Raw genomic sequence first — 12,541 nt, forward strand, 5'->3', positions numbered from 1 at the left:
TTGAGGTTGGGGCAGTTGTATGAATAAAGAGATTCTACTGGTTGCAGAAGCGGTTTCTAACGAAAAGGATGTCTCGAAAGAGGTAATCTTTGAAGCAATTGAGCTAGCGTTGGCAACGGCAACAAAGAAGCGTTACGACGAAGAAGCGGAAATTCGCGTGGTTATCGATCGTACTACTGGCGGTTATGACACATATCGTAGCTGGACTGTCGTTAGCAATGAAGAGGTGCCGATGCTTGGCACTGAGCTGACGATGGAAGAAGCTGAAGAGATTGATACGAGCTTACAGCCTGGTGATATCCACGAAGAAGAAGTGGAGTCTGTTAAGTTTGGTCGTATTGCTGCTCAGACTGCAAAACAGGTTATCGTTCAGAAAGTACGTGAAGCAGAGCGCGCTAAAGTGGTTGCTCTTTACAGCGGCCGTCTGGGTGAACTGATCTCCGGTACGGTTAAGAAAGTAACCCGTGACAACATTATTGTTGATTTGGGTAACAATGCTGAAGCGGTACTGCCGCGTGATCAGCTTCTGCCACGTGAAGCGTTCCGTATGGGCGATCGTGTACGTGCAGTGCTGCATGAGATTCGCACTGAAGGCCGTGGCCCTCAGTTGGTCATGAGCCGTATCTGCCCTGAAATGCTGATCGAACTGTTCCGCATCGAAGTACCAGAGATCTCTGAAGAAGTTATTGATATTCGTGCAGCGGCCCGTGATCCGGGTTCCCGCGCTAAGATCGCCGTTAAAACTAACGATGGTCGTATCGACCCTGTCGGTGCTTGCGTAGGTATGCGTGGCGCACGTGTTCAGGCGGTTTCTAACGAACTGGGCGGCGAGCGTGTTGATATTATCCTGTGGGATGATAATCCGGCTCAGCTGGTTCTGAATGCAATGTCTCCGGCTGAAGTTGCTTCGATCGTAGTTGATGAAGATTCCCGCTCTATGGATGTTGCTGTTGCTCAGGAAAATCTGGCAATGGCGATCGGTCGTAGTGGTCAGAACGTACGTTTGGCTTCTGAGCTGACCGAGTGGAAACTGAATGTAATGACTGAAGATGAAGCCGCTGAAAAGCAGCAGTCTGAAGTCGGTTCCATTCTTGAAGTATTCATGAAGCATCTGGACGTTGATGATGACGTCGCAGAAGTGCTGGTTGACGAAGGCTTTACCTCTCTGGAAGAAGTCGCTTACGTACCGGCTGATGAAATGCTTGAAATTGATGGCTTCGACGAAGATATCGTCGAAGAGCTGCGCACCCGCGCGAAAGATGCTCTGTTAAACCTGGCGATAGCGAGTGAGGAGGTTCTTGATAATGTCGAACCTGCTCAGGATCTGCTTGAAATGGAAGGTATGGAGCGTCACCTGGCTTTTGTATTAGCCAGTAAAGGTATCGTAACTATGGAAGATCTGGCTGAGCAGGCGGTTGACGACCTGCTGGATATCGACGAGCTGGATGAAGAAAAAGCTGCTGCGCTAATTATGACTGCGCGCGCTCCATGGTTTGCGGACGAAGAATAAGTCGACGGAGGAGATTAATCCAGATGGCAGAAGTCAGTGTAAAACAACTTGCCGAGGTAGTTGGCGTTCCCGTTGATCGTTTGCTTACGCAGATGAAAGAAGCAGGTATTTCAGGCAAAAATGATGCAGCATCAGTAACCGAAGATGAGCGTCAGAAACTGCTGAATCATTTGAAGCGTAGCCACGGTGAAAAAACCGATGGTGAGCCTAAGAAAATTACCATGAAGCGTAAAACGACAAGCCAGCTTAAAGTGGCTGGTGCGTCAGGTAAGAAAACTATCAACGTAGAAGTACGTAAGAAGCGTACTTACGTGAAGCGCTCTGAAGTTGATGATGCGCCAGCTAAGCCTGCTGCAACCGATGCATTAGGTGCTGAGCTTAAGCAACAGTCACGTCGTGATGATGATCTGCAGGCTGCGCAGCAAAAGCAGCGTGAAGAAACTCGCCAGAAGGCTGCTGCTGAAGCGAAAGCAAAGGCTAAGCGTGAAACCGATGCGAATGCTAAAAAAGCCGCACCGGCCAGACCTTCCAGTGCTAAGCCTGCGGGTAACAAACCAGCAGGTAATAAGCCTACGGGTAATAAGCCAGCTGCAGCACCTGCAGCTCCAGCTAAGCAGGACAAGAAACCTGCTCGCGAGAAGAATTTCCGTAGCCAGGATAAGCCAGCAGCAGGTCGTAAAGATAATAAGCGTCTGTCCCGTAATAAGTCTGGCGGTCGTGATAATCGTCGCGGCAAACCAGCGCAGAAGGCGATGACCAGCGCCAACGTTCAGGCGTTTGAGCGTCCAACTGCACCAGTGATTCATGAAGTATCAATTCCTGAGTCAATCTCTGTTGCTGATCTGGCGAAGAAAATGTCGGTTAAGGCCGCTGACCTGATTAAGGTAATGTTTAAGATGGGTGCTATGGCGACCATCAACTCAGTTATCGATCAGGACACTGCTACGCTGGTTGTTGAAGAGATGGGCCACACTGCTGTGCCTATGTCTGAGAATACCGTCGAAGATCAGTTGGTAGAAACATCTACCGGTGAAGAGATCGTTGGTGATCAGGTTGAGCGTGCACCGGTTGTTACCGTTATGGGTCACGTAGACCACGGTAAAACATCGCTGCTGGATTACATTCGTGAAACCCGCGTTGCGGCAGGCGAGTCCGGTGGTATTACCCAGCACATTGGTGCATACCACGTTGAAACTGGCCATGGCATGGTTAGCTTCCTGGATACTCCTGGACACGCAGCGTTTACCGCAATGCGTGCCCGTGGTGCTCAGCTGACCGATATCGTAATCCTGGTAGTTGCTGCTGATGACGGTGTAATGCCGCAAACAGAAGAAGCGGTTAACCATGCTAAATCGGCAGGTGTTCCGCTGGTTATTGCGGTTAACAAGATCGATAAAGAAGAAGCGGATCCGGATCGTGTTAAAAACGAGCTGGCACAACGCGACGTTATCCCAGAGGATTGGGGTGGTGACGTACAGTTTGTTAACGTTTCTGCTAAGACTGGTGAAGGCATTGATGCGCTTCTGGATGCGGTACTGCTGCAATCAGAACTGCTGGAACTGAAAGCTGTTCCTGATGCGGCTGGTCGTGGTGTAGTAGTTGAATCCCGTCTTGATAAAGGCCGTGGTCCTGTTGCAACATTGCTGGTTCAGAACGGTACCCTGAAACAGGGCGATATCGTACTGGCAGGTCTGCAGTATGGACGTGTTCGTGCCATGCTGGATGAGAACGGTGCACCGGTTAAGTCCGCTGGTCCGTCTATCCCGGTAGAAATCCTGGGTCTTGATGGTACGCCGGGTGCAGGTGATGAGTTCACCGTTGTGTCTAACGAGAAGAAAGCCCGTGAAGTGGCAATGTTCCGTCAGGGCAAATACCGCGAGATTAAACTGCAGCGTCAGCAGCAGGCTAAGCTTGAGAACCTGTTTGAAAACATGCAGGCCGGTGAAGTTAAGACGCTGAACATCGTTCTTAAAACAGACGTACGTGGCTCTTTAGAAGCACTGTCAGCATCACTGGTTGATCTGAGTACTGAAGAAGTTAAAGTCAACATCGTTGGTAGCGGTGTAGGTGGTATCGCCGAAACTGATGCTAACCTGGCGCTGGCATCCAGCTCTATTATGGTTGGCTTCAACGTACGTGCTGATGCTCAGGCTCGTGCAATCGTCGAACGTGAAGAGATGGAGCTGCGTTACTACAGCGTAATCTACGATGTAATCGATGATGTAAAACAGGCGATGACAGGTCTGCTGTCACCTGAGTTCAAAGAAGAGATCGTTGGTATTGCTGAAGTACGTGATGTATTCCGTGCACCTAAGATCGGCGCAGTTGCCGGTTGTATGGTTACCGAGGGTACTGTATTCCGTAACAAGCGTATCCGTGTCCTGCGTGAAAACGTTGTAATCTATGAAGGCGAGCTGGAATCACTGCGTCGCTTTAAAGACAACGTTGCTGAAGTACGTCAGGGTATGGAATGTGGTATCGGCGTGAAGAACTACAACGATGTTAAAGTCGGCGATCAGATCGAAGTCTTTGATACTATTGAAGTTGCACGTACACTCTGAGTTAACGAGATAGCATGCCAAAAGACTATAGCCGTACACAACGGGTAGCTGACCAGATCCAGAAGGATCTGGCCCAGCTTATCCAGCGTGAGATAAAAGACCCGCGTCTGGGGATGGTAACTATCAGCTACGTCAAGATCGCCAAAGATCTTGGCTATGCTGATGTTTACGTCACTGTCATGGCGATGGGTGGTAAAGATGAAGCGACCGCTGTTAAAGAATCCCTTAAGGTTCTGAATAACGCGTCTGGCTTCCTGCGTGGGCAACTGTCCCGCCAGATCAAACTGCGGGTGATGCCGCACTTACGTTTTCATTTCGATGAAAGTGTTGATCGCGGACGTCGCTTGAATGATCTGATCATTCAGGTTAACCGGGATGACAGCAGTCGTTCAGACAGCGATTCGGAAGACGGGGAATAACCATTGGCAAGGCGGGCAAAAGGCCGGCCGGTCAACGGTATCTTTCTGCTCGATAAGCCGGGTGGAATATCGTCAAACCGGGCGCTACAAATTGTAAAACGACTCTATGGTGCCGCTAAAGCAGGCCATACCGGAGCGCTGGATCCACTGGCGACCGGTATGTTGCCGCTCTGCTTTGGTGAGGCAACCAAATTTTCACAGTTTCTGCTCAACGCTGATAAGCGTTATATCACGACCGCTAAACTAGGCCAGCGCACCGATACCAGTGATGCTGATGGTCAGGTTGTTGAAGAACGTCCTCTGCCGGAAAATCTGACCCTGGAGCAGATCGATGATCTGTTGCAAAGTCAGTTTACTGGTCTGATTACCCAGGTTCCTTCAATGTTTTCGGCCCTGAAGCATAATGGTCAGCCGCTTTATAAGCTGGCGCGTCAGGGCATAGAAGTTGAAGTGAAAAGTCGTCAGATCACGGTATACAGTATTGATGTACTGGATTTCCGCGGTGATGAGGTTGATCTGGATATTCGCTGCAGCAAAGGCACTTATATTCGCTCAATAGTGCAGGATATGGGTGAAATGCTGGGCTGTGGAGCACATGTTCAGATGCTGCGCCGACTAGACTCGGGCCCTTATAAGGCCGACAAGATGATGCCATTGGCTGATTTAGAGCAGCTAGTCGCAGATATGGGCAGTGATGCTGAGCCGGAAAGCATACAAAAGCGTCTTGATGAGTTATTATTGCCATCCTGGAGTCCGGTCGCTGATACCCCAGAGGTACAGTTAACTGAATCCCAGACCCGTACGCTCTGTTTTGGGCAGACGGTGGTGTTGGATTTTCCTTCTGGGGAGAATCCTGCAGAGCCATTGATCCGTATTATTGATGCGGACAGTGGGCGCTTTTTAGGTATTGGTGAGATCGACGAAAAAGGGCATATATTGCCGCGTCGTCTGATGAGCACACAATAACCTTTATTTGAATTTGCTGGTGTGGCTCAGGCGGCACCGGCAATCTGACGTTGTACTGAAAATATGCTCGGTCCAACGCGACTTTAAATACCACCACTGAAGTGGTGTGCATATTCATATTAGGAGTTTTGAAAATGGCATTATCTGCTGAAAAGAAAGCTGAGATCGTAGCTGACTACGCTCGTGCTGAAGGCGACACTGGTTCTCCAGAAGTACAAGTTGCACTGCTGACACACAACATCGTTGGCCTGCAGTCTCACTTCAAGGGTCACATCCACGACCACCATTCTCGTCGCGGTCTGATCCGTATGGTAAACCAGCGTCGTAAGCTGCTGGACTACCTGAAGAAGAAAAACGTAAGCCGTTACGCTGATCTGATCAAGCGTCTTGGTCTGCGTCGCTAAGATAATGTTCCGGGGTCATCTTTGATGACCCCGGTTCTTTTATGAGCGTAAAAAACAGAGACCTGTAAACGTACATACCAACCAGCCTGTACTCTGGTGAGTTCTGCTAACAGAGCCCAGCAGAGTACTGGCTACAAAGAGGCCGGTATGGCGAGACAGGTTATTTCAATTTTGCATCAAGGTAAGGAATAACATCGTGCCACAAGCAATTACTAAGACTTTTCAATACGGTAAGCATGAAGTAACGCTGGAAACCGGACGTGTTGCACGTCAGGCGACTGGTGCTGTACTGGTAACTATGGGTGGTGTACAGGTTCTGTGTACTGTTGTTGGCGCTAAGAAAGGCCGTCCAGGTCAGGACTTCTTCCCGCTGTCTGTTCACTATCAGCAGAAGTACTATGCTGTTGGTCGTATCCCAGGTGGTTTCTTCAAGCGTGAAGCACGCCCATCTGAGAAAGAAACACTGACCTCGCGTCTGATCGACCGTCCAATTCGTCCATTGTTCCCTAAGGGTTACATGAACGAAGTACAGGTTATCTGTACTGTTATGTCTGCTGACAAGATCAATGATCCAGATATCGCAGCGATGATCGGTACGTCTGCAGCACTGTCTATCTCCGGTATCCCATTCCAGGGTCCAATCGGTGGCGCACGTGTTGGTTATACCGAAGAGCAGGGTTACTTCCTGAACCCAACGTTTGAAGAACTTGAAGGCTCCATGCTGGACATGGTTGTTGCCGGTACTTCTGATGCGGTTCTGATGGTTGAATCTGAAGCTCAGGAACTGTCTGAAGACGAGATGCTGGGTGCGGTTGTTTACGGACACCAGCAGATGCAGACCGTGATCAATGCGATCAACGAGCTGACCGCTGAAGCCGGTAAAGAGAAGTGGGTGTGGACACCTGCTGAAAAGAACGAAACGCTGATCGAGCAGGTTCGTGGTGTCGCTGGCGAAGGTATTGCTGAAGCTTACCAGACTGCTGACAAGATGCAGCGTCAGGCTGCTCTGAGCACGTTGAAGACACAAGCGGTTGACGCACTGTGCGGCGAAGAAGAAGGTCAGGCTTCTGCTGATGAAGTTTCCGGTATCTTTAGCTCACTGGAAAAAGAGATTGTTCGTGGTCGCATCGTAGATGGTCAGCCACGTATCGATGGTCGTGACGGCAAGACTGTTCGTCCAATCGAAGTAGAGATCGATGTACTGACCGGTACACACGGTTCTTCACTGTTTACCCGTGGTGAAACTCAGTCAGTAGTTACTTGTACTCTGGGTACTGCCCGTGATCAGCAGATCATCGATGCGCTGGAAGGCGAACGTCGTGATCCATTCATGCTGCATTACAACTTCCCTCCATACTCTGTTGGTGAAGCGGGTCGTATGATGTCTGCTGGCCGTCGTGAGATTGGTCACGGTCGTCTGGCACGTCGTGGTGTTGCAGCGGTTCTGCCGTCTCAGGAAGATTTCCCTTACACTATTCGTGTTGTATCTGAGATCACTGAATCTAACGGTTCAAGCTCTATGGCTTCTGTTTGTGGTGCGTCTCTGTCTATGATGGATGCGGGTGTACCTCTGAAGGCGCCAGTTGCGGGTATCGCAATGGGTCTGGTTAAAGAAGGTGATCGTTTCACCGTACTGACCGACATCCTGGGTGACGAAGATCACCTGGGTGACATGGACTTTAAAGTAGCCGGTACTGATGCAGGTATTACTGCACTGCAGATGGATATCAAGATCACCGGTATTACCGAAGAGATCATGGATATCGCACTGGAGCAGGCATACGAAGCGCGTGCTCACATCCTGAAAGAGATGGCGAAAGTTATCGGTTACGCTCGTCCAGAGCTGCCAGACAACGCGCCTGCAATGACACTGATCGAGATCAACCCTGAGAAGATCCGTGACGTTATCGGTAAAGGTGGTGCAACTATCCGTGCGCTGACTGAAGAGACCGGTGCGACTATCGATATCGAAGATACTGGTATCGTACGTATCTACGCAGCTGACAAGGCTGCTGCTAAGCTGGCAACTGATCGCGTTAAAGAGATCACTGCTGAAGCTGAAGTAGGTAAGATCTACGAAGGTAAGGTTGTACGCTTGGAAGAGTTCGGTGCGTTCATTAACATCCTGCCGGGTAAAGATGGTCTGGTACACATCTCTCAGATCGCTAACAAGCGTATTGAGAAAGTAACTGATTACATCAAGATGGACGATGTAGTTAAGGTTAAGGTACTGGACGTTGATCCACGTGGCCGTATCAAGCTGACTATGCGTGATATGGAACAGGACGAAACAGTAGAGTGATAGCTCACTCTCCGTTATAAAAAAGCCCCGCACTGCGGGGCTTTTTTGTTTTTAGAGAATAAATAAGAGATAGAGCAAAGTTGCTAAATTATATTCTGATGATGCCAGCTTGTTTCATTGAGTAGCCTATTCTGCAATGAAAGGCGCTTTTAATTTACTACTATTTAAACCTGTAGTGGCGCTTTCTGAAGAAAGGTTTAAAGGGATATCACTATCATTGATATTTGGTAGTGCCCGGATACGCACGACCAGCGAATCAATTTGAGAGTTGCTTAACTTGTCACTACAGCTGTCTGCATTGTCCTTACTCCAACATTTCTTTGCTCTGTAGTTATTCAAAGCCAATGTAAATTGATCAAAAAACCGACTGGCAGTTAGAGCTTTGTTGTCCTTCTTTTGTTGCCATTGAGATAGTTTGACTGGTTTATCCGCGTTAGGTGTTGGCGGAAGGGGCTGCTCTAATAAATAAAGCTTATCCGATAGTGTACTAAACAGGTCTGAACTGACAATTTGATTAAGCCTTTGACGCCAGATTTTTTCGATTTCAGAAGTACTGGCATCCTGCTTACTTTCCAGCTCTTTTAGTAGAACAGCGAGAGTTTGCTGCTTGTCTAATGATGCTTCTGCAAAGCCTTTCTGAATCTGAACAACCATATAAGTATTTTCCTGATATTCAACACATTGTGGGCTGCTTGAGGTTGTGCAGGTCATAAGTCGCCCTCGGCCGGTATCAAACTTCAGGTTGTCCCAATGATTCGTATTTGAATTATCCTGACGTACAAACAGGTAGTTTCCGGCACTAAGGTGAGGATATGGAACGCCATGGACGCCGCCCTCAGGCGCTAAGACCATACTGAAACTAAAAATACGGTCGTGTTGTTCTCCCTGCAGTAGAGAGAGACCCAAATCTTCAAGTAATGAGAGTGTTGCTGTTGCAGGTGCCAGGCTTTTCTTACCATAGTCCGCCAGTGTCTTGATTAGATTGCTGCTTTGCTCTCCCTGAATATCCAGCTCCATTATATGTAGCTGAAGAATAAGCGGTTTACCCGTATAGGTGATGGGTCCATAGATTGGAAGGTAAGATAAATTCAGTGCCTGGCCTTCCTGTACACCATCAGAATAGTATACAACTCGTCCCTCTTTGCGGCTTTTATCGCTAGGAAGCAAATCACATCCTTCAATACCTTGTTCGCATGCGTAAGCGATAATAACAATCTCACCATTACTTGAACCTGGGGTGTACTCTCCTTTGGTTGGCAGTATCCATTCTGGAAAGTCTTTGATAAACGCCTGACTAAGGTGGATAGATAGTTTGTCGTTTATTCGAACCGGGTTGCTGACCTCAGAGTCATTAAGGTAGCGATTTGTTATTAGTTGGCTATAAGCGCAGTCACTGAAGCAAGGAGTGCTAGCCGAAGGCTCAGACATTGCGTAATCGGTATGTCCCTCTTGAATATGGGAGCAGCCATAAATTATCAGAAAGAACCCAGGTATCAATAAATTAGAAAAACTACGTATAGTTCTCATAAACATTCCATGTAAGGTTTGTATTGGTTTTAATAGGTTTAGTAAAAATGATAGACAAACGCTAATTTAAAATGAATGTTTAGTGTTATTTATTAGTATTAGCTTGAAAGCAAGGGATAGGTATATGAGGCAGAATCTGAAACAGTGGGGGTGGTTATGATTAATCGTTTGTGGAGTGCTGTAGTCGTTTTGATATTTGTTTGTCTAACAGCAGGTTGTAGTAGTGACGAGGTAGGTGATGTCTCGTTGGGGTTGCTCACCACCAAAGATATTAAACTGAATGTATTAGTGGACCCGAAAGTACCGGGTGTCACTTGTCATATCGCCAGTGTTGAGGCCGATCTGGATTTTGCTGACCCTAGTGATTCGTCGATCGCTTGTCGTCAAACCGGTGCAATTACACCGGATATGATCGCCGGGATAGATCGCACAAAAGATGGTGAGGTGGTATTCAGAAAGTCCAAAAGTGTGCTGTTCAAAACCATGAAGGTGCGCCGCATTTTCGATGCAGAATCGCAAACACTGATGTACCTGTCTTACTCAACTAAAGAGATCAACGGTAGCTATAAGCACAGCCTGTCGACGGTGCCGCTGTGGGGAACCATGGCGTATCAAAAAATCACCAATCCGGGTGGTTAGATTTATCGTCGGGAGAGCTTTAAGAGCCGATGTCCGAACGCGTTGCTTGCCCGATCGCTTCACTGGTCCGATGCGGCTTTGCCGCGTGTCCGAAAAGGCGGAAAAGAAGATATAACCACAGAGAACACAGAGAGCACAGAGAAGAGCGTTAAGAGCCGATGTCCGAACGCGTTGCTTGTCCGATCGTTTCACTGTCCGATGCGGCTTTGCCGCGTCCGAAAGAGAGAAAAGATAAGAGCGATTTACCACAGAGGTCACAGAGAACACAGAGTAGAGCGTTAAGAGCCGATGTCCGAACGCGTTGCTTGTCCGATCGTTTCACTGGTCCGATGCGGCTTTGCCGCGTGTCCGAAAAGGCGGAAAAGAAGATATAACCACAGAGGACACAGAGAGCACAGAGTAGAGCGTTAAGATCTCTGTTAATTCTTTTCTCCGTGCCCTTAGTATGCCCCTTGGGTACTGTGTCCTCCGTGGTGCAAAATGTTTTTAGGTTCTTATAGTTTCTGAAGAGCGGTTTACCACAGTACCCAAAGGGCGTCTAAGAGCTGATCACCACAGAGGAAATAGTGAACACAGAGTAGAGCGTTAAGATCTTTGTTTATTCTTTTCTCCGTGTCCTTCGTGTCCTTCGTGTCCTCTGTGGTGCAAACGTCTTTTAAGCTTTAAGTCTGACGAAGAGTTTTAGAAAAGCTTCAAACCAGCCACTTTATACGGCTGTTTTATATTGGCCCAGTCCGCGTATTGAAGGTTGGTCTGCATTGCTGTCGCTCAGTGCCAGTGCTTTGAGTAGCCGGCCGGTGATGCAACTGAAACACTGAGGTCCGTTTCGGCTGCACAGTGAGTTGGCGCAGGCATTGAGTAACAGTTCATGGGCTGCCTGTTGCTGTACTTTTTGGCTATCTGAGAATAGCTCCGCACAAGTCACTATTCCCTGTTCTAATAACTCAGCGACAGCGCTGCCGCGCCATTCGGCAATCAGGCTGTCAGATAGTCCACTATGTAACGCAATAACGGGTTCGCGGCGCTCCAGCCAGGCATTAATTCTCAGTGCAGACATAATGCTTAATTCCTTTAGTTATTGATAATGATTCTCATTATGATTGGTTGAGAGAATATTTCAACTATTATTTTGTGGTGATAGTCAGGGCTGCATATTTATTACACTAAGACCTGAAAGCTATTGGTACCGGGGCTTACGGGAGTTATCCGAAAGTTATGCACAGCGTTGTACGGTCAAAGGTGGGGATAAAAATAATGAGTCGCTAGCCGATGCTTAGCATCTTGTCTGGGGATAAAGGTAGTTGAGCCGTCGGCTTTAAAGAAAAAGTCTGAAGTTCGAGTGATTTTTTTGGACAGCTAATTTTTGTTAGCTCATCTATATTTTTCGAAGACCTGCAACCCTTACCCCTTGATTTTCAGTCTCGATTACAGGCTTTAGACGGACCTGCATATTTATTACACTACCCCCTGAAAGCCAATGCTGACAGGCTTTAGAGGAGTTATCCGAAAGTTATGCACAGCGTTGTACGCCGATAACTGGGGATAAGAAGAGGGCTATTGCTAGATGCTGCTTTGCATCTTGCTCGTGCGAGAACAAAGGTAGATCACCAACGTCATGAACTTGGGGATACTAAGCCTGTCCTATTAGAAACCGGGAGACGCATATGAACTGGATTAACCGAATACCTCAGTTGTTATTTTTTAGCCTGAGTCTGGGCCTTAGCTTCAGCGTACAGGCGGTTCAGTTGGATCGGCCACTGCCAGCACCGAACTTTACTCAGACCGATGCTGCAAGCTGGATTAACAGTCCGCCACTATCCCTGAAGGCGCTACGGGGCAAAGTAGTGATGCTCGACTTCTGGACCTTCGATTGCTGGAACTGCTACCGCTCTTTTCCCTGGATGAATAAGCTTGAGCAGGCGCTCGCTGACGAGCCGTTTACCGTCATCGGTATCCACACTCCCGAATTCAAGCATGAACGTGTCAGAGCGAACGTAGAGACCAAGGTGAAGCAATTTAACTTGCACCATCCAGTGATGATGGATAACGAGTTTCTCTATTGGCAGGCGATGGGTAACAAGTACTGGCCAACATTTTATCTGTTAGATAAGCAGGGGCAGGTACGCTCGGTTTATATTGGGGAGACGCATTCGGGGACTAAGCAGGCTAAGGCTATTGAAGCGGATATTCGGGAGTTATTAAATGAGTAGCTA

10 protein-coding genes are annotated in these 12,541 nt (G+C 48.2%); 8 read left to right on the forward strand and 2 right to left on the reverse strand.

Annotated features, from left to right (window positions below; translation table 11 throughout):
- The first annotated feature begins 19 nt into the window (after positions 1-19).
- The 6 genes from nusA to pnp all read left to right on the forward strand — a co-directional run bounded on the left by nusA (position 20) and on the right by pnp (position 8,162).
- Positions 20-1,510, forward strand: a complete 1,491-nt coding sequence (gene nusA, locus EHS89_RS19510; RefSeq protein WP_124927849.1) for a transcription termination factor NusA — start codon at positions 20-22, stop codon at positions 1,508-1,510.
- Between the two features lie 23 nt (positions 1,511-1,533).
- Positions 1,534-4,071: a translation initiation factor IF-2 gene (infB, locus tag EHS89_RS19515; RefSeq protein ID WP_124927850.1), complete on the forward strand. Its 2,538-nt coding sequence runs from the start codon at positions 1,534-1,536 to the stop codon at positions 4,069-4,071.
- 14 nt (positions 4,072-4,085) lie between these two features.
- Positions 4,086-4,490, forward strand: a complete 405-nt coding sequence (rbfA, locus tag EHS89_RS19520; RefSeq protein ID WP_124927851.1) for a 30S ribosome-binding factor RbfA — start codon at positions 4,086-4,088, stop codon at positions 4,488-4,490.
- 3 nt (positions 4,491-4,493) lie between these two features.
- Positions 4,494-5,456: a tRNA pseudouridine(55) synthase TruB gene (truB, locus tag EHS89_RS19525; RefSeq protein ID WP_124927852.1), complete on the forward strand. Its 963-nt coding sequence runs from the start codon at positions 4,494-4,496 to the stop codon at positions 5,454-5,456.
- Between the two features lie 134 nt (positions 5,457-5,590).
- On the forward strand, positions 5,591-5,860 hold the full coding sequence (rpsO, locus tag EHS89_RS19530) for a 30S ribosomal protein S15 (RefSeq protein ID WP_124927853.1): 270 nt from the start codon (positions 5,591-5,593) through the stop codon (positions 5,858-5,860).
- Between the two features lie 196 nt (positions 5,861-6,056).
- Positions 6,057-8,162, forward strand: coding sequence for a polyribonucleotide nucleotidyltransferase (gene pnp, locus EHS89_RS19535; protein ID WP_124927854.1), 2,106 nt, complete (start codon positions 6,057-6,059; stop codon positions 8,160-8,162).
- Positions 8,163-8,288: 126 nt separating this feature from the next.
- Here the strand turns inward: pnp and EHS89_RS19540 are convergent, their stop codons facing one another.
- Entirely contained in the window at positions 8,289-9,590 is a 1,302-nt protein-coding gene (locus EHS89_RS19540; RefSeq protein WP_148091905.1) for a hypothetical protein, read from the reverse strand.
- A gap of 255 nt (positions 9,591-9,845) precedes the next feature.
- Between EHS89_RS19540 and EHS89_RS19545 the strand changes: the two genes are divergently transcribed.
- Positions 9,846-10,328 (forward strand): CreA family protein, encoded by a 483-nt coding sequence (locus tag EHS89_RS19545; RefSeq protein WP_124927856.1) that lies wholly within the window; start codon positions 9,846-9,848, stop codon positions 10,326-10,328.
- Positions 10,329-11,034: 706 nt separating this feature from the next.
- Here EHS89_RS19545 and EHS89_RS19550 read toward each other — a convergent pair.
- Positions 11,035-11,385 (reverse strand): hypothetical protein, encoded by a 351-nt coding sequence (locus EHS89_RS19550; RefSeq protein ID WP_124927857.1) that lies wholly within the window; start codon positions 11,383-11,385, stop codon positions 11,035-11,037.
- 607 nt (positions 11,386-11,992) lie between these two features.
- On the opposite strand from EHS89_RS19550, the gene EHS89_RS19555 reads away from it, so the two are divergent.
- A complete protein-coding gene (locus EHS89_RS19555; protein ID WP_124927858.1) occupies positions 11,993-12,538 on the forward strand; it encodes a redoxin family protein in 546 nt (181 codons plus the stop codon).
- Positions 12,539-12,541: the final 3 nt, after the last annotated feature.

The sequence above is a fragment of the Amphritea balenae genome, assembly GCF_003858655.1.
GTDB classification, from domain to species: domain Bacteria; phylum Pseudomonadota; class Gammaproteobacteria; order Pseudomonadales; family Balneatricaceae; genus Amphritea; species Amphritea balenae.

What these genes read in the sequence shown, in the direction of transcription:
- rbfA (WP_124927851.1), top strand. Translation starts at nt 4,086, where the DNA reads ATGCCAAAAGACTATAGCCGTACACAACGGGTAGCTGACCAGATCCAG.
- rpsO (WP_124927853.1), top strand. Translation starts at nt 5,591, where the DNA reads ATGGCATTATCTGCTGAAAAGAAAGCTGAGATCGTAGCTGACTACGCT.
- EHS89_RS19545 (WP_124927856.1), top strand. Translation starts at nt 9,846, where the DNA reads ATGATTAATCGTTTGTGGAGTGCTGTAGTCGTTTTGATATTTGTTTGT.
- EHS89_RS19540 (WP_148091905.1), bottom strand. Translation starts at nt 9,590, where the DNA reads ATGTCTGAGCCTTCGGCTAGCACTCCTTGCTTCAGTGACTGCGCTTAT.
- nusA (WP_124927849.1), top strand. Translation starts at nt 20, where the DNA reads ATGAATAAAGAGATTCTACTGGTTGCAGAAGCGGTTTCTAACGAAAAG.
- EHS89_RS19555 (WP_124927858.1), top strand. Translation starts at nt 11,993, where the DNA reads ATGAACTGGATTAACCGAATACCTCAGTTGTTATTTTTTAGCCTGAGT.
- infB (WP_124927850.1), top strand. Translation starts at nt 1,534, where the DNA reads ATGGCAGAAGTCAGTGTAAAACAACTTGCCGAGGTAGTTGGCGTTCCC.
- EHS89_RS19550 (WP_124927857.1), bottom strand. Translation starts at nt 11,385, where the DNA reads ATGTCTGCACTGAGAATTAATGCCTGGCTGGAGCGCCGCGAACCCGTT.